General features: G+C 52.7%; 15 protein-coding genes and 3 tRNA genes. 10 read left to right on the forward strand and 8 right to left on the reverse strand.

Features of this window, described 5'->3' with window-relative positions:
* Positions 1 to 62: 62 nt before the first annotated feature.
* From SQ11_RS00005 to SQ11_RS00020, 4 genes are all read right to left on the reverse strand, one after another.
* Positions 63 to 137: transfer RNA gene (locus SQ11_RS00005), tRNA-Thr, on the reverse strand.
* Between the two features lie 76 nt (positions 138 to 213).
* Positions 214 to 287, reverse strand: a tRNA-Gly gene (locus SQ11_RS00010).
* Positions 288 to 412: 125 nt separating this feature from the next.
* Positions 413 to 497, reverse strand: a tRNA-Tyr gene (locus SQ11_RS00015).
* A 165-nt stretch (positions 498 to 662) separates the two neighbouring features.
* Positions 663 to 1,127, reverse strand: a complete 465-nt coding sequence (locus SQ11_RS00020) for an FKBP-type peptidyl-prolyl cis-trans isomerase (protein ID WP_041512099.1) — start codon at positions 1,125 to 1,127, stop codon at positions 663 to 665.
* Positions 1,128 to 1,329: 202 nt separating this feature from the next.
* Between SQ11_RS00020 and SQ11_RS00025 the strand changes: the two genes are divergently transcribed.
* Entirely contained in the window at positions 1,330 to 1,770 is a 441-nt protein-coding gene (locus SQ11_RS00025; RefSeq protein WP_041512100.1) for a YbaN family protein, read from the forward strand.
* Positions 1,771 to 1,847: 77 nt separating this feature from the next.
* On the opposite strand, the gene SQ11_RS00030 is transcribed toward SQ11_RS00025, so the two are convergent.
* The 3 genes from SQ11_RS00030 to SQ11_RS00040 form a co-directional block, all read right to left on the reverse strand.
* Positions 1,848 to 2,519: an OmpA family protein gene (locus SQ11_RS00030; protein WP_041512101.1), complete on the reverse strand. Its 672-nt coding sequence runs from the start codon at positions 2,517 to 2,519 to the stop codon at positions 1,848 to 1,850.
* A gap of 147 nt (positions 2,520 to 2,666) precedes the next feature.
* Positions 2,667 to 3,578, reverse strand: coding sequence for a site-specific tyrosine recombinase XerD (gene xerD, locus SQ11_RS00035; protein ID WP_041512102.1), 912 nt, complete (start codon positions 3,576 to 3,578; stop codon positions 2,667 to 2,669).
* Positions 3,565 to 4,068, reverse strand: a complete 504-nt coding sequence (locus SQ11_RS00040; protein ID WP_041512441.1) for a methylated-DNA--[protein]-cysteine S-methyltransferase — start codon at positions 4,066 to 4,068, stop codon at positions 3,565 to 3,567. The genes xerD and SQ11_RS00040 overlap by 14 nt, the downstream gene beginning before the upstream one ends.
* A gap of 413 nt (positions 4,069 to 4,481) precedes the next feature.
* On the opposite strand from SQ11_RS00040, the gene SQ11_RS00045 reads away from it, so the two are divergent.
* The 9 genes from SQ11_RS00045 (at position 4,482) to SQ11_RS00085 (ending at position 16,720) form a co-directional block, all read left to right on the forward strand.
* A complete protein-coding gene (locus SQ11_RS00045; RefSeq protein WP_041512103.1) occupies positions 4,482 to 5,981 on the forward strand; it encodes a leucyl aminopeptidase in 1,500 nt (499 codons plus the stop codon).
* Positions 5,982 to 5,988: 7 nt separating this feature from the next.
* Positions 5,989 to 6,411 carry a DNA polymerase III subunit chi gene (locus tag SQ11_RS00050; RefSeq protein WP_041512104.1) on the forward strand — a complete coding sequence of 141 codons (423 nt, stop codon included), beginning with the start codon at positions 5,989 to 5,991 and terminating at the stop codon, positions 6,409 to 6,411.
* 42 nt (positions 6,412 to 6,453) lie between these two features.
* Positions 6,454 to 6,819, forward strand: coding sequence for a hypothetical protein (locus SQ11_RS00055; RefSeq protein ID WP_041512105.1), 366 nt, complete (start codon positions 6,454 to 6,456; stop codon positions 6,817 to 6,819).
* A 139-nt stretch (positions 6,820 to 6,958) separates the two neighbouring features.
* Positions 6,959 to 9,745, forward strand: coding sequence for a valine--tRNA ligase (locus SQ11_RS00060; RefSeq protein WP_041512106.1), 2,787 nt, complete (start codon positions 6,959 to 6,961; stop codon positions 9,743 to 9,745).
* Between the two features lie 226 nt (positions 9,746 to 9,971).
* On the forward strand, positions 9,972 to 10,625 hold the full coding sequence (adk, locus tag SQ11_RS00065) for an adenylate kinase (protein ID WP_041512107.1): 654 nt from the start codon (positions 9,972 to 9,974) through the stop codon (positions 10,623 to 10,625).
* A 197-nt stretch (positions 10,626 to 10,822) separates the two neighbouring features.
* Positions 10,823 to 12,082, forward strand: coding sequence for a 6-phosphofructokinase (locus SQ11_RS00070; RefSeq protein ID WP_041512108.1), 1,260 nt, complete (start codon positions 10,823 to 10,825; stop codon positions 12,080 to 12,082).
* A gap of 142 nt (positions 12,083 to 12,224) precedes the next feature.
* Positions 12,225 to 14,258: a sodium-translocating pyrophosphatase gene (locus tag SQ11_RS00075; RefSeq protein ID WP_041512109.1), complete on the forward strand. Its 2,034-nt coding sequence runs from the start codon at positions 12,225 to 12,227 to the stop codon at positions 14,256 to 14,258.
* A gap of 112 nt (positions 14,259 to 14,370) precedes the next feature.
* Positions 14,371 to 14,781, forward strand: a complete 411-nt coding sequence (locus tag SQ11_RS00080; RefSeq protein ID WP_041512442.1) for a heme-binding protein — start codon at positions 14,371 to 14,373, stop codon at positions 14,779 to 14,781.
* 880 nt (positions 14,782 to 15,661) lie between these two features.
* Positions 15,662 to 16,720 (forward strand): AI-2E family transporter, encoded by a 1,059-nt coding sequence (locus SQ11_RS00085; protein ID WP_041512110.1) that lies wholly within the window; start codon positions 15,662 to 15,664, stop codon positions 16,718 to 16,720.
* 157 nt (positions 16,721 to 16,877) lie between these two features.
* On the opposite strand, the gene SQ11_RS00090 is transcribed toward SQ11_RS00085, so the two are convergent.
* Entirely contained in the window at positions 16,878 to 17,693 is an 816-nt protein-coding gene (locus tag SQ11_RS00090) for an SDR family NAD(P)-dependent oxidoreductase (RefSeq protein ID WP_041512111.1), read from the reverse strand.
* Positions 17,694 to 17,726: the final 33 nt, after the last annotated feature.

The following is a 17,726-nucleotide window of genomic DNA, read 5'->3' on the forward strand; positions in this document are numbered from 1 at the left end:
TTTGCCATGTTGTGCCCTTTTTAAAGCTTTTTATATCCAGATTTTTAAAATTTAAATACCTATGGAGCCCATGGCCAGGATTGAACTGGCGACCTCTCCCTTACCAAGGGAGTGCTCTGCCACTGAGCTACATGGGCAAGCACTGTTTCTGCCTATACCTCTCTGCTTAAAACAATAACCTTCCGGTTTTCCAGCTTTATTTAGCCTGGAATCTGGAGCGGGTGAAGGGAATCGAACCCTCGTCGTAAGCTTGGAAGGCTTCTGCTCTACCATTGAGCTACACCCGCGACTAGCAATTAACTCGAATAGAAGCAGCCCAATCAATTACCTAATACCAACTCATCCATCCCGCGCCCAGGACGACCTGCCCCCATATCCCCCACCGCTGCCGCACCCGCAAGCACAGCTGGTTTGGTGGAGGGGGAAGGATTCGAACCTTCGAAGGCAGAGCCGTCAGATTTACAGTCTGATCCCTTTGACCGCTCGGGAACCCCTCCAAACGAAACTCCTAATTGTGAATGTTTTAGACTGACAAGTCAACGTGCATTTCAGGGTTTCTTATACTCATCAAACCGGAATATTCGAAACAATGAAATAGTGATGGCGCTTCCTCTAGCCCCTCCGGGGGGCTGCCATCCATTGACAAATCATCACTGACGATATTAGTGCGTAGAACCTTGACGCAGGCCTAATAGCTCCACCTCGAATATCAACGCCGCGTTCGGTGGAATGACATTACCGGCTCCCCGTGCCCCATAGGCCATCTCGGCGGGAATAATCAGCGTGCGCTGTCCACCCACTTTCATACCGGTAACACCGCGATCCCAACCTTTTATTACACGCCCCGCGCCCAATAGAAACGAAAAAGGCGTGCCGCGATCACGGGAACTATCGAATTTTGCACCCTTCTTGTCGGATGCAGTCGCATCGTAAAGCCAACCGGTATAATGAACCTCGACCATTTTGCCGATAACTGCTTCTTCGCCGGTTCCTATTTTTGTATCTTTTTTTACGAGCTCAGTCACGTTGGTTGCTCCTTTTTGAGTTTCGGAAAATGCAACTTGGGGCAGAAGAATCATACCCAACATCAATACGCTCAAATTAATCAGGGTGCTCACTTTAGTCATGGCTTCCTCAAAAATTGAATTAAAATTATCGACGATACTCTCAAAATGATGGTTCCTTAATCAGGAATATGCTTTGTCAATATATTCTGCTCGCCTCTCGCGACTCTCGAATATTATACCCGGTATACCAAGCCATGCCGCAGCCTGATTAATGGATCCGTTGATTCTGTAATTGTTATCAATCACTGGAGACACCGCACGCATGCAGGAGCGTATGACCGAGGAGATACAGCAGGAGCAGGGAGCAAGTCCGGTGCGCCTTCATGATTCACGCCTGGTACGCGCGCTCTATCTGACAGTGGGATTCGCCGCGGTAATACTGGGCCTAGTGGGAATAGTGCTGCCGGTATTACCCACAACGCCTTTCCTTTTGCTCGCGGCCGCCTGTTTCGCACGCAGTTCACACCATTTCCACGACAAACTGCTGGCGAATCGCATCGCCGGACCCATAATCCGCGAATGGATCGAGCATCGCAGCATTCGGCGCTCCGTCAAGCGCTGGGTATACCTGCTCTTGGCGCTATCATTCGGCAGCTCCATCCTGTTGATGCCAACCGTTTGGCACCAAGCGATGCTGGCTGCATTGGGTGTCGTCCTGGCGATGTTTATCTGGCGCATACCGGTGAGAGATGCCGAGGCATGACAACATAGAACACGAACCGAGTCGGGTACGCCCATCTTTCTCTGGAAGCAGGCGAATGATCCTACCCCTCTTAATGTTTACTGCGCTGCAGCCTGCGGCTCGGCTACAAAGATTTCGACACGACGATTTTTTGCCCTATTTGCGGGCGTATCGTTTGCCGCCACTGGCTCGCGGGAACCGCGGCCATCAATACTGATGCGATTTGAAGAAACACCCCTGCTTATCAGATAATCGCGTGTGCTGGCCGCACGGTTGAAGGACAACGGGTTATTGACGGCATCGCTGCCTGAGCTGTCGGTATGGCCAATAATAGTCACCAGAGTCCCCGGATTATTGGTCAGGCTGGTCGCAAAACTATCCAATACCGGGCGGAAATGGGATGTGATCTCCGCGCGCCCGGTGTCAAATGAAATATCACTGGGGATATCCAGCTTCAGGCGATTGTCTGCGGTCTTGACAACTTGCACCCCCGTTCCCGATGTGGCTTGTTCCATTTCCTGTTTCTGCTGCTCCATTCGCCTCGACCAGACATTTCCTGCAATCGCCCCGGCGCCGGCACCGGCCGCCGCGCCAATCGCCGCCCCTTTCCCGCCACCGGCAAGAGCGCCGATTATTGCACCCGCGCTTGCACCGATACCCGCGCCTATAGCGGTATCCCGGGTGGTAGCGCTCTGTGTTGCAGGCGAGCTGGCACAGCCACTCAATATCAGAACTGCCGCTATGGAAATAACTGACAATTGATTACGCATGGTCTCCCTTCATTGTTGATGGTTGATTATGGTAAGAATTATCTGCCTTTGGCAGAAATTATTCTATGGGTATCTATTGCAATAACTTAGGAAGAAAAAAGGACACAAATCGCTTTTAAGAATGAAGCAGCTTGCCATCACATGCCGTCATCCGCGCGGGTGGTGCAGGGCATGGATCTGCTTCAGCCGCTCTCGCGCCACGTGAGTATAAATTTGCGTGGTGGAAATATCGGCGTGGCCCAGTAATAGTTGCACGACACGCAGGTCGGCACCGTGATTGAGTAGATGGGTAGCAAAAGCATGACGTAACGTATGGGGCGACAAGGTTTTGTTGATCCCAGCGAGACGTGCATGACGCTTGATCAGATGCCAGAAAGCCTGGCGTGTCATGGCTGAACCGCGGGCTGTAACAAACAGCGTATTGGTGACTTTTCCACGCAGTAACATGGATCGTGCTTCTTTAATGTAGTGAATTACCCATTCCAGCGCTTCCTCGCCCAGCGGCGCCAATCGCTCTTTCCCACCCTTCCCCATCACGCGTATAACGCCCATATTCAAGCTAACTTGCGCAGCCTCAAGATTGACCAACTCGGATACGCGTAACCCGCTGGCATACATCACCTCAAGCATGGTGCGATCACGCAACCCCAGTGGTTGTTCCACATCGGGTACGTTCAGCAGCGCCTCCACCTCTGCTTCGGTCAGACTTGCGGGCAGGCCGCGGGGGAGTTTTGGCGTGTCAATATTGAGACTGGGATCAGCCTCGATTTTTCCCTGGCGTAGGAGAAAACGGTAAAACCGCTTCAAGCTCGACAACTCGCGGCTGGTGGTGCTGGCCTTGACTCTGATCGAAACCTTGTAGGCAAGAAATTCGAGCAAATCGGCATGCGTCGCGGCTGTCAGCGCACGGTCATCCCATCTTTTTTTCGCAAACCATTCGCTGAATTGCCGCAGATCGCTGCAATAGCTCTCCAGAGTATTGCGCGACAGCCCATCTTCCAGCCATAAGGCATCAGAGAACTCATCCAATAACCCTGCATTGAACTCAGTCGCGCTCATGATGCAACAGCCAACGCTTGATAGTGAGCGGGATGCCGTCGCTTGCATTCATGAAGCCGCCCAGCCCGCCGTTTTTTGCAATGACGCGATGACAGGGAATAACAATGGGAAGCCGATTGGCGCCACATGCCTGCCCCACCGCCCGTGGTGCGGAATGCAGTTGTGTAGCGATATCGGCATAACTGCGGGTTGTACCACTGGGAATATCCTGAATAGCACTCCATACCCGGCGCTGATGAATAGTGCCCCCGATGTGCAACGATAAATCAAATACGAAACCCGAATCAGTCAGATACGCCTGCAATTGATTGCAAACTTCCTTTGCCAGAAGAGTTTGCGGCTCAAGAGGCGGCGTCTCCAGTGGCAGATATTCGATATCGGTCAACCAGTCTTCCTCGATGCGAATACCAAGAACAGCAAATGGCGCAACCAGTTTTGCCTGATAGGCATCCGCTGATTTTTCTCTAGGATTAGTCTTCGGTTTAGTCATTACAGCATTGTTTATCGCCAATTTTCTGTTATACACAACATCCGCAACGATGCATCCCATTGCCCTGTGTCCGGCATATCCAATGAAAATTATCGCTAATCGGATATTCCGTCCGTTTTGACTTTATCCAAACAGACCGGCGATAATTGGTTATTATGGGCTTGGATCAACTGCCGGCGAGAACAATTAAACCTGAATCCGGTAGTGACCACTCATTTGATAGATCAGTGTTATGATTAATAACAATATCTCGCATTACTTGATTCTCACCTTCTGGGTGAGGTCCCCTACGAAGTGAATTGCATGGTTTTTGTGGCACATGAGTGCATTGTTCGCAACACCTTGCCCTGCGTCCCAAAAACCACACACCTTCGCCCCGTACAATTATCGGATTCGGTTAAAAGGAGCAAACAGTGAAATTTAACATAAAAAGCGGAAATCCGGGGAGACAGCGCGGTGCCTGCGTGGTCGTGGGGGTATTCGAGCCGAATAAATTGACTGAAGCTGCGGAAGCCCTGGACAAGGTCGCTGGTGGTTATATCGGCGGCATATTACGCAGCGGGGATATGAGAGGAAAGGCGGGCTCGACATTGGTACTGCACAATGTGCCCGGCACGCTCTGCGAGCGTGTATTGCTGGTGGGGCTTGGCAAGGAACAGGAGGTCAACGGCAAGGTATATCGGGATGCGGTGCGCGCCGCCTTTAAGGCGTTGCATGAAACGGGTGCCGCCGATGCCACTCTGTTTTTGACTGATGTGCCGGTTAAAGAATGCGACACTGCCTGGAAGGTTTCACAAGCCGCAATTGTGGCAATGGAAAATATCTATCGCTTTGATCGTCTCAAAAGCAAAGCGGAGGGAGCCAAACCGCACCTGCGCAAGGTTACGCTCGGCACGGCCAGTGGAGCGAAGCTTGCCGCCAGCGAGGAAGCCTTGCAACAGGGGCTCGCTATCGCCGACGGCATGAATCTGGCCAAGGATCTCGGTAATCTGGCACCCAACATCTGTACTCCGACCTATCTGGCGGAACAAGCCGCAAGTATAGCCAAGGCCTATAAGCTCAAGGTTACGATCCTGGACCAGAAAGATATGGAAAAGCTCGGCATGGGATCATTGCTGGCTGTCGCACGCGGCAGCCGTCAACCCGCCAAGCTGATCGCATTGGAATACTGGGGTCAGGCGAAAAAACAAAAGCCGGTCGTGCTGGTGGGCAAGGGAATTACGTTCGATACCGGTGGCATCTCATTGAAACCCGCGGCAGAGATGGATGAAATGAAGTATGACATGTGCGGGGCAGCCAGCGTACTGGGTACCATTACAGCAATTGCCCGCATGCATCTTCCCGTCAACGTGGTGGGCATTATTCCCACCACCGAGAACATGCCCGGCGGCAATGCCACCAAACCTGGCGATGTCGTCACCAGCATGTCCGGGCAAACCATAGAAATCCTCAATACCGATGCCGAAGGACGGCTGATTTTATGTGATGCATTAACCTATGCCGAGCGCTATGAGCCCGATACGGTAATAGATATCGCCACTCTTACCGGTGCCTGTGTCATCGCGCTGGGGCATGTGGCATCGGGTCTGCTCAGCACTGATGATAAACTGGCGGAGGAATTGCTGCGGGCCTCCGAGCAAGCGGCGGATCGCGCCTGGCGTCTACCACTATGGGATGATTATCAGGAGCAGTTGAAAAGCAACTTCGCTGACATGGCGAATATAGGTGGACGCGCCGCGGGAACCATTACCGCGGCCTGCTTCCTGGCGCGTTTCACCAAGAAGTATCGATGGGCTCATCTGGATATCGCCGGTACCGCATGGAAATCCGGGAAAGAAAAGGGTGCCACAGGCCGGCCGGTGCCGCTGTTGACACGATTTTTAATCGGTCGGACGGTAACGAAGGCCCGCTAACATCGCTATGACTGAAATCGACTTTTATTCTGGTGGGGGCGATAGATTGCAGACTACCTGCCGCCTCGTCGCCAAGGCGGTACGGCAAGGCCTCAAGCTGATGGTTTATAGTTCTGATGCAGCGATGATCGAGCGGCTCGACAAATTGTTGTGGACTTTCTCCCCGACCGATTTTATCCCGCATTGTCGCACGAGCGACAAGTTGGCAGGGGTAACTCCGGTCGTGCTCGGTCACCAGTGCAGCGAACTGCCACACGATGATGTACTACTCAACCTGGATAGTGAGCACCCACCCTTCTTCAGCCGTTTCCGACGCTTGATCGAAATTACCGGAAACATGCCGGAAGATACGCAGGCCGCACGGCAGCGCTACCGTTTTTATAAAGACCGGGGATATGAAATTCGCCATCACAAGCTCGGAATGGTATAACCCCCTCTTGCATCCCACGACCCTCGTGAATTGCGGAATCCCATGACAGACAGCAGCGAAACCTCGCCGGAAACTGATTACAACGAGATCCTGGAGAAGCTCGACGCGTTGCTGCGCAAGCATCAAGGCGGGCATTCGGCTTTGAATGAAGCGGACGCAAATGCGACCTCTCCAGACCTGATTCTCAGAACCGCATCCGAGGAGCTCTCTCTTGCAGCTTCCGACAATATACCGACGCTTACAGAAGCGGTATTTCTTCCCCCTTCAATGCTGTCGCCTCAGTCTGACATCACATCCTTATTGGAGCAGATTCTGGATTCCGCACTCAAGGATGCGGGAGTCGAACTGGATGCCGGAGCGCGTAACGCATTGATTCAGGCACTGGAATGCCGTCTATTTGGTCTTTGATAAATTCTGTTGCATCAATCCAAAATTTTCCACGACCATTCGTTGCCAGTTTGTCAGAGATGAATCCTGGCGGCCACATTGTGCGTCCAGATCTTCAATTTATAATCGCTAATTTGCCAGCCTCGCCGGTCTGATATCCATGGAACTCGAAAAAAGCTTTGAACCCCGGTCCATTGAAAGCCGTTGGTATTCCCGCTGGGAATCCGCGGGTTATTTTAAGCCCATGCCCGGCGGCACACCCGCTGAAACGACCCCTGCCTACTGCATTATGTTACCGCCGCCCAATGTAACCGGCACGCTGCATATGGGGCATGCTTTCCAGCATACCTTGATGGATGCATTGACACGTTATCACCGCATGTGTGGAGACAATACGTTATGGCAGCCAGGAACGGATCATGCGGGTATTGCCACTCAGATTGTGGTGGAACGTCAATTGGATCAGCAAAATATCAACCGCCGTGACTTGGGGCGTGAAGAATTTCTCAAGCGCGTGTGGCGGTGGAAGGAGGAATCCGGTTCCACCATTACCCGCCAGATGCGGCGGCTGGGGACTTCCTGCGATTGGTCGCGCGAACGTTTCACCATGGACCCGGCGCTATCCCGCGCCGTCACGGAGGTGTTCGTGCGGCTTTATCACGAGGGATTGATTTATCGCGGCAAGCGGCTGGTAAACTGGGACCCGGTGCTGCAAACCGCGGTTTCCGATCTGGAAGTCGTATCAACGGAGGAAGAGGGATCTCTCTGGCATATTCTCTATCCGCTCGAAAATACAAATCCAGGCCCGGATAAACTGGAAGAAGGACTGATTATCGCCACCACACGCCCCGAAACCATGCTGGGCGACATGGCGGTCGCCATACATCCGGACGATGCGCGCTACCGCCATCTGATTGGCCGTCATGTACGTTTGCCACTATGCGAACGAAGCATCCCCGTGATCGCGGACTCCTATGTCGACCCTGAATTCGGCACGGGTTGCGTAAAAATTACCCCCGCACACGATTTCAATGACTATCAGGTGGGGCAGCGGCACAAACTTGTACCGCTCAATATTTTCACGCTGGACGGCAAAATCAACGATTCCGCTCCTGCCGAATATCAAGGGCTGGACCGTTTCGACGCGCGCAAGAGAATTATCGCTGCTCTGGAGAAAAGGGGGCTTCTGCTTGAGACCAAACCGCACAAGCTCATGGTACCGCGTGGCGACCGCACGCACACGGTCATTGAGCCAATGCTCACCGATCAATGGTATGTGGCGATGGAAGGGCTGGCAAAACGCGGTCTGGAAGCGGTAGCGGGCGGTGAGGTGAAATTCACGCCGGAAAATTGGAGTCACGTTTACAACCAGTGGCTCGAAAATATCCAGGACTGGTGCATTTCACGACAATTGTGGTGGGGGCACCGGATTCCCGCGTGGTACGATGAGGATGGCAATATCTTTGTCGCACACAGTCCGGAGGAAGCGCAACGCGAGGCTGGCGAACGCAAGCTCACACAGGACGAGGATGTTCTCGACACCTGGTTCTCGTCCGCGCTATGGCCCTTCTCCACACTCGGCTGGCCTGAAAAAACACCGGAACTCGGAACATTCCTGCCGACTTCAGTGCTTATCACCGGTTTTGACATCATCTTCTTCTGGGTAGCGCGCATGGTCATGATGTCGCTGCATTTCACCGGGAAAGTGCCGTTCAACGAAGTCTATGTAACCGGCTTGATCCGGGATGCCGAAGGCCAAAAGATGAGCAAATCCAAGGGCAATGTGCTGGACCCGCTGGATCTTATCGACGGCATTGCATTGCCGGATCTGATCTCAAAGCGCACTACCGGCCTGATGAATCCCAGGCAGGCTGAATCTATCGAAAAAATCACGCGCAAGCATTTCCCAGACGGCATTCCCGCATTTGGTACCGATGCGCTACGCTTCACTTTTGCCAGTCTCGCTTCTCATGGCCGCGATATCAAATTCGATATGCAGCGCTGCGAAGGCTACCGGAATTTCTGCAATAAACTCTGGAATGCCACGCGTTATGTATTGATGAATTGCAAGGGCAAAGATACGGGCCTGGTCACGGAATTGGCCAATGAGCCGCCATTGGAATATTCGGACGCCGACAGGTGGATCATCAGCCGCCTGCAACAGGCGGAAAGCGCGGTAGAGCAGGCTTTCCGTGACTACCGCTTTGATATCGCAGCACGCGAAATCTACGAATTTGTCTGGGACGAATATTGTGATTGGTATCTTGAACTTGCCAAGGTGCAGTTAAACAGCGACCGCGACGCCATACAACGCGCAACCCGCCGCACCCTCACACGAGTACTGGAAACCACGTTGCGCCTGGCCCATCCCATCATTCCATTCATTACGGAGGAATTGTGGCAGAAAATCGCCCCACTCGCCGGCAAGCAAGGTGCGAGCATCATGCTGCAGCCCTATCCCAAGACCGATCCGGCGAATATCAGTGAAGACGCCATCAAGCATATTCATGCACTCAAGGAGATGATCAATGCCTGCCGCACTTTGCGCGGCGAGATGAATTTATCCCCGGCATTAAGGGTTCCGCTACTGGCTGCGGGGGACCGGCAGACCCTGGCCGCTTTTTCTCCCTACCTGGTGGCGCTGGCCAAACTCTCGGGTGTGGAAATCATGCAGGATGGATTGCCCCATGCCGAAGCACCCGTGGCAATCGTCGGCGAATTCAGGTTAATGCTGAAAATCGAGGTGGACATCGCCGCAGAGCGCGAACGCCTGGCCAGGGAAATGACTCGTATTGAAGGTGAAACCACCAAAGCGCAAATCAAGCTTGCCAACGCCAATTTTGTCGAACGCGCCCCGGCCAAGGTAGTGGAACAGGAAAAAGAACGGCTTGCAACTTTTAATGCGACATTGGAAAAACTCAAGGAACAGCTGCAGAAACTAGACTGAATCACGCTCTCGATCATCCGGCGCTCCGTCACATATGAATCAGCCTGCTTAAGCTGTGGCAACCGCTGATATTCCAGCCCCCCACTGCCGGCTCGCCATTACTGTAAATCATCGTAAAAACTTCAAGTTTTCACTTTTGCTGCGCTATAATCACCGAAACCAACGAATAGATGCTTCTCATTCTCCCCGCCATACCAGGGAGAACCTTATATAAAAAGGGGGAACAATCATAATTGTCCTATTAGGCGGCCCTGGCGCGGGAAAAGGCACGCAGGCCAATTACATTAAGGAACGTTTCGGCATTCCGCAGATTTCGACCGGCGATATGTTGCGCGCCGCGGTCAAGGCAGGCACCATGCTGGGTCTCATGGCAAAGAAAATCATGGATGCGGGCGGACTTGTATCCGATGACATCATAATCAATCTGGTTAAAGAGCGTATCGCGCAGCCGGATTGCAGAAAAGGGTTTCTATTTGACGGGTTCCCCCGTACTATTCCCCAGGCGGATTCGATGAAAGCCGCTGGCGTACCCATCAACTACGTAATTGAAATTGACGTCGCCGACGAGGAGATCATCAGGCGTTTGTCGGGGCGCCGCCTGCATCCGGCCTCGGGCCGTATTTATCATGTGACATTTAATCCACCCAAAACGGACAACAAGGATGATGTGACGGGTGAGCCGCTGATACAGCGTGACGATGATAAGGAAGAGACCGTGCGAAGGCGGCTCGAAATCTATCACACCCAGACTAAACCGTTGGTAGAATACTATTCGAGATGGTCAGCCAGCGGTGGGACGGGTGCCCCCAAGTATGTGAAAATAGCGGGGGTCGGATCGGTTGAAAGTATCCGCGATACCATTTTCGCGTCACTGAAATAACGTCAGTCACGATTCCTGGCGGACTGGGATTATTGATGCCCGCCTTTTAAATTCGCGAACAGAGCAATGCTGCGTCGGCAGAAGATTCTACGCTTTGCCAACGCATTATGGCGCTGCCGGACCTTTAGCGCCGCGGAGCAGCGCGCGCCGTTGTATAGGCGTAAGCCGCAAGAGATTTAAATAATCAGGAGAGAAATATGGCAGCAAAAAATGCTTTTTATGCGCAGTCAGGTGGAGTTACCGCCGTCATCAACGCATCCGCCGCCGGCGTCATCGAGGCCGCACGCCAGCAAAAAGGTAAAATAGGTAAAATTTATGCGGGTCGTAACGGCATTATTGGCGCGCTAACCGAAGATCTAATCGATACCGGCAAAGACTCCATCGCGGCAATCAGGGCGCTGCGTCATACGCCATCAGGCGCATTTGGCTCCTGCCGCTACAAATTAAAGAGCCTTGAAGAGAATCGGCGCGAATACGAGCGTCTGATCGAAGTATTCAAGGCACATAACATCGGCTATTTCTTTTATAACGGCGGCGGTGATTCCGCCGATACCTGTCTCAAGGTATCGCAGTTGGCCGACACGCTTGGCTATCCTATCCAGGCCATTCATGTTCCAAAAACAGTGGATAACGATCTCCCCATCACAGACTGCTGCCCCGGCTTTGGCTCGGTGGCAAAATACATCGCCGTATCCACGCTTGAAGCGAGCTTCGATGTAGCCAGTATGTCGAAGACATCGACCAAGGTATTCGTGCTGGAAGTGATGGGGCGTCATGCCGGATGGATCGCGGCGGCGGGTGGCTTGGCATCCAGTAAGGATTGTGAGATTCCTGTTGTTATTCTGTTTCCCGAAATCTCGTTCGATAGATCGAAATTTCTCGCCAAGGTGGATAGTTACGTCAAGAAATTTGGCTACTGCTCGGTAGTGGTATCTGAAGGGGTAAAAGGAGAGGATGGCAAATTTCTCTCCGACCAGGGAGTGCGCGATGCTTTCGGTCACGCTCAACTGGGCGGGGTCGCACCCGTCGTGGCAAACATCGTCAGAGATGGTCTGGGACTCAAATATCATTGGGGTGTGGCGGACTATCTGCAACGCGCCGCTCGTCATATCGCGTCGAAAACCGATGTGGAGCAAGCTTACGCGATGGGCAAGGCGGCTGTCGAATTTGCCGTCAAAGGCCATAACTCGGTAATGCCCACGATTGAGCGCCTCTCCAGCAAGCCTTACCGGTGGAAAGTCGGCATGGCTCAGCTCAGCAAAGTCGCCAACGTTGAAAAAATGATGCCCAAGAATTTTATCAGCAAGGATGGTTTTGGCATCACTGACAAATGCAGGGAGTATCTTGCGCCTCTTATCAAGGGTGAAGACTATCCACCTTATAAGGAAGGTTTACCTAACTACGTACGCCTGAAAAATGTGGCGGTAGCAAAAAAATTGAGCGATTTTACAATTTGAATGTTTCCAGTGGAACCAATGGGAAACAGTTAATCGGCATTCATAACTCTATTTTTATTTAGGAATAAGCACTTAATGCGGAATTACGGGATCGGAATTTCGTATGTGTTTTCAGCTGGTCTGACTTTAACTGGAGATTTTAATGGCTAATGGTTTAATCATCGCAGTCGGTTGTGCGATGGCGGCACTTGTATACGGAGTGATTTCGATAAAATGGATTGTGGGTCTGCCCACCGGCAATGAGCGCATGCGCGACATTGCCGCTGCGATTCAACAAGGAGCTTCCGCGTACCTGAATCGCCAATACACCACCATCAGCATCGTCGGCGTTATCCTGCTGATGGCCATCTTTTTGGCTCTGGGTTGGCAGACCGCTGTCGGCTTCGCACTCGGTGCTTTTCTGTCAGGATTAACCGGTTATATTGGCATGAACGTGTCTGTGCGTGCCAACGTACGTACCGCACAAGCCGCCACGCAGGGGCTCAACGCCGCGCTGGATGTGGCTTTCAAGGGCGGCGCGATAACCGGCATGCTGGTGGTGGGCTTGGGTTTGCTTGGAGTGGCCGGGTACTTCGCCGTGCTTATCGGCATGGGCGCCACTGAATCGGAAGCCACGCATGCGCTGGTGGGCGTTGCCTTCGGTAGTTCGCTGATTTCCATTTTTGCCCGTCTCGGCGGCGGCATATTCACCAAGGGTGCCGACGTCGGCGCCGACCTCGTGGGGAAGGTTGAAGCCGGTATTCCGGAGGATGATCCACGCAACCCGGCGGTTATCGCCGACAACGTGGGTGACAATGTGGGTGACTGCGCCGGCATGGCAGCCGATCTGTTCGAAACCTATGCCGTGACGATTATCGCCACCATGCTGTTGGGTGGCCTGCTCATCACCAATGCCGGTCCGAATGCGGCGCTCTACCCGCTGGTGCTGGGAGGAGTTTCCATTATCGCATCCATCATCGGCTGCTATTTCGTCAAGGCACGTGAAGGCGGAAAGATCATGAATGCGCTTTATCGTGGCTTGGCGGTGGCGGGCGGACTGGCGGCAGTATCATATTATCCCATCACGACCATCATGCTCGGTGATGGTGTAATGATCGAGGGCAAGCTGGTTACTTCGATGAACCTGTATCTGGCCGCATTGATAGGGCTGGCGCTGACCGCCGCCATGGTATGGATTACCGAGTATTACACCTCCACCGAATATACGCCGGTTCAGCATATCGCGGAAGCATCCAGCACCGGTCATGGCACCAATGTCATCGCCGGTCTGGGTGTGTCCATGAAATCCACTGCCGCGCCGGTGCTGGTCGTTTGTCTTTCTATCTGGGGTACATTCGAACTGGCGGGCCTGTATGGGATTGCTGTTGCGGCGACTTCGATGCTGTCGATGGCGGGGATCATCGTGGCGCTGGACGCTTACGGTCCCATCACCGACAATGCCGGCGGTATCGCGGAAATGGCCGGCTTGCCACCGGAGGTGCGCAATATCACCGATCCGCTTGACGCAGTGGGTAACACCACCAAGGCGGTAACCAAAGGGTATGCCATCGGCTCCGCCGGTCTGGCCGCGCTGGTGCTGTTTGCCGACTATACCCATGCGCTTACGAGTGGTGGTAAATCGGTTAGCTTTGATTTATCCGATCACATGGTGATCATTGGCCTGTTTCTGGGTGGCATGGTTCCCTACCTGTTCGGTGCCATGGCGATGGAGGCGGTCGGCCGCGCTGCCGGTTCAGTGGTGGTGGAAGTGCGCCGCCAATTCAAGGAGATTCCCGGCATCATGGAAGGTACCGCCAAACCGGATTATTCCAGGGCGGTGGACATGGTAACCAAGGCCGCGATCAAGGAAATGATTTTGCCCTCATTGCTGCCCGTGGCAGTACCCCTCATCGTTGGTCTCATGCTGGGCCCCGTGGCTCTGGGCGGAGTACTGATTGGCGCCATCATTACCGGTATTTTCGTGGCAATCTCCATGACCGCGGGTGGCGGAGCCTGGGATAACGCGAAGAAATATATTGAAGATGGCCACTTCGGCGGCAAGGGTTCGGAGGCGCACAAGGCCGCCGTAACCGGTGACACCGTTGGCGACCCCTATAAAGACACCGCCGGCCCTGCGATCAATCCGCTCATCAAGATCATGAATATCGTCGCATTATTGATTGTACCGCTGATATAACTTGCATTGTTTTCACGAAGCACGCCCGATAATTCCGGCGTGCTTTGTTTTTGCTGCAATTGCGGGTAGCCGCCGCACTTACCATCTATTTTTCATCTACCGGGCCACTTTTATGGATAATAGAATTACCCTTACCCTCGACGACGCCAAAAAGATCGCCGCTGCCGCGGAAACAGAAGCCCGGCGCAATGACTGGCCGGTTGTGATTGCTATTGTCGACGACGGCGGTCACCTTCTTCATCTCTCACGTCTTGACCATACCCAGTTCGGCAGCATCGAAGTGGCAATACAGAAAGCCCGCGCCGCCATTGCCTTTCGCCGTCCCACCAAGGTATGGGAAGAACACGTCACCGAAGGACGCATCCGTTATCTCGGCTTACCTGGAACCCTGCCCATCGAAGGTGGTTTACCCATCACGATGAACGGTCAATTCATTGGCGCTGTGGGAGTCAGCGGTGTGAGATCCAATCAAGATGCGCAAATTGCACAGGCGGGGATGGACGCACTGTTGAAATCCGGTTGAGATATTCATCAACATCATTCCAAGCTTATCCACTGATAACGCCATCCCTCTCGGACCACCCCTAACTCAACGAAGACTCCGCCCGCCTTTATCGAAATACCGGTATTTTCGGGTGATGCGGATGGCGGTTGGCCTACCCCATGTTCGCCGCGTGCCAGATCCATAGACCAGGCCCATAGACTTCTTCTTCCAATCGGCAAGCCGTCCCGCAATCCGCCTCACCGCCATCTCGCATCCCCATGGATCGCCTGGGTAAGTAAATATTTGCATGTCACTTAACCATACTGATATTATGGTTATGCTTCTAACTTGAATGTACTCTTTATAAGTGTGTCAATTTGAGAAGGAGAAATGGCGATGAAAACGGATAAAACGTTGGTAACCCTCATAGTATTGGTTCTCGGCCTGATATCGCTCTTCGGAATTCTAAACAGGTGGTTCATTGTAATGTAGTTCTTATATGACTTTGGGGCTTGGACGATAGTTATTTGGTGCTGAAATTTTCACATGAAATTATTTATTTTTTCATCGTAAAATTTCTATCGCTTAGACAACCTCTGTCGTATCTTGGGCAAGTAGGGAAAATTGCCAGCCGAGATAATGGCTACCGCCTTTAATGCGGCGGGGTGGTGTTGCTACGTTCTTTAGTGGCAATGGCCGGTTTTCACCGGTCTGCCCAAAACAATAGCATACCGCTGCAATTCGCATGAGTCATACGCTATTGTCGCCCTTCCTTGAACTACTTTAGCTCGACTGGGAAGCTTCCCTGCGCGCAACGCCCTCTCACTTTTTTCATTTCTCTACCCAGCCGGCGGCCAAGTTAAGGTAGGATTGCACAAGCTCAATGAAATGCAGTTTTTCCCTTCATCCTTGGATTTAGATGAATTCCCCGGACCTTCAGCAAAAAACCTTCCTGCTCATGTTGATCGCCGTCTCCCTGGCGTTCGGATGGATATTGCTGCCCTTCTTCGGTGCGGTATTCTGGGGGTCCGTTCTAGCCATAATATTTACGCCGTTTTATCGTCGGCTGCTCGTCCTCATGCGCCAGCGCCAGAATCTTGCGGCGCTCACTACCCTGCTGCTTTGTCTGATTATGGTGATTTTTCCGTTCACATTGATTACGGCTTCGCTGCTGCGGGAGGGCGTCACCATCTATCAGCGTATCCAGTCGGGAGAACTGAATTTCGGTGCCTATTTTCAGCAAATCATGGGTGCATTGCCATCATGGATGATCAATTTCCTGGATAGCGTGGGACTCACGAGTATTTCCGGGATGAAGGATATGTTATCGAATGGCGCGTTGCAGGGAAGCCAGCTCATTGCAACGGAGGCGCTCAACATGGGGCAGAATACGTTTGAATTCTTCATCAGTTTCGGCATTATGCTGTATCTGCTATTTTTCCTGTTGAGAGACGGTGCCGTTCTGTCGGCGAGGATCAAGCAAGCGATTCCGCTAAGCGTAGAACACAAGCGGCATTTATTCAGCAAATTCACCACCGTCGTTCGTGCCACGGTGAAGGGCAATATTGCCGTGGCCGCGATGCAAGGCACCCTGGGCGGTGTAATATTCTCGTTTCTGGGTATACAAGGAGCCTTGCTATGGGGTTTTGTGATGGCTTTCTTATCTTTGTTGCCCGCGGTGGGTGCCGGGCTGATCTGGGCACCGGTGGCAATCTATTTTCTGCTCACCGGAGCCCTGTGGCAGGGCATAACCCTCATCGCCTTTGGCGTGCTGGTGATTGGAATGGTCGATAATGTTCTCCGGCCCATACTTGTCGGCAAGGATACGCAGATACCCGATTATGTGGTCCTTATCTCGACACTCGGGGGTATGGTCATTTTTGGTCTGAACGGTTTCGTCATTGGTCCGGTGATTGCGGCACTATTCATCGCCGTATGGGATCTCTTTTCTGCAACGAAGGAAGCGCCAAGAGATTGATCTCAGATCCGGTGGTTGACCCGCTCATTCTTCAATTTAGCATTATCCTTTCATGGAGGATTTTATGTGTGGCATAGTCCTCAGCCAAGACCGGACACTTGCTTGATTTAGGAGGGGCAGAATAACTGCCGGTATATCGGGAATTGTTCATATCATTTCAGAATTTCATCTGACGCCGGATTACCCAGGCAAAAAGACGAGCGCCGAACAACCACCGGGCGGCTACGGCCATCTTCGCATCCAAGGGTAGGGCATGCCGCACCGGCGGACTGGAGTTTTTAGTGGCATCAAGTACCGCCTGCGCAATGATTTCTGGACCCGGTGATGTGGGTTCGTTAACCAGAAGCGCATAAAGGCCTGTAATAATTTTCTGATAAGCAGTCGGATGTGCGACAGTTTTGAGTAGTTCCAATTGCTTGGGTACAAACTCGGTCTTGATCAAACCTGGCGCAATAAGCACGACATCGATCCCGAACTCCATCACCTCGCCTCGCACGGCATCGGTCAATGCTTCTATAGCATGCTTGGATGCCGCATACCAGCCAAACCCCGGCGTTGATATCTTGCCCATGACCGATGTAATGTTTACGATGCGCCCTGACTTCTGCTCCCGCATATGCGGCAAGACCGCCTGCATGAATCTCACGTACCCGAAAACATTAACCTCGAACTGTCGATGGGCCGCTTCCATCGAAACACACTCGATGGCGCCCAATTGACCATAACCTGCATTATTCACCAATACGTCAATCCGACCCTTGGTCGATATGACGTGATTTACCGTCCTGCAAATGGCGTCTTCATCGATAACATCCAGCTCGATGGGTTCAATGTCATCGGAACGTATCTGTTCCAGCCTGTCCATGCGCCGGGCCGCGGCGAACACATAATAGCCATTTTCCGCAAGAAGCAATGCCGTAGCTCGGCCGATACCGCTGGACGCGCCGGTGACCAATGCGATTCGCTGAGTCATGTTTTCACTCCTATTATTGTCATCAAGTTAATT

Source organism: Nitrosospira sp. NpAV (genome assembly GCF_000832065.1).
Taxonomy (GTDB): Bacteria; Pseudomonadota; Gammaproteobacteria; order Burkholderiales; family Nitrosomonadaceae; genus Nitrosospira.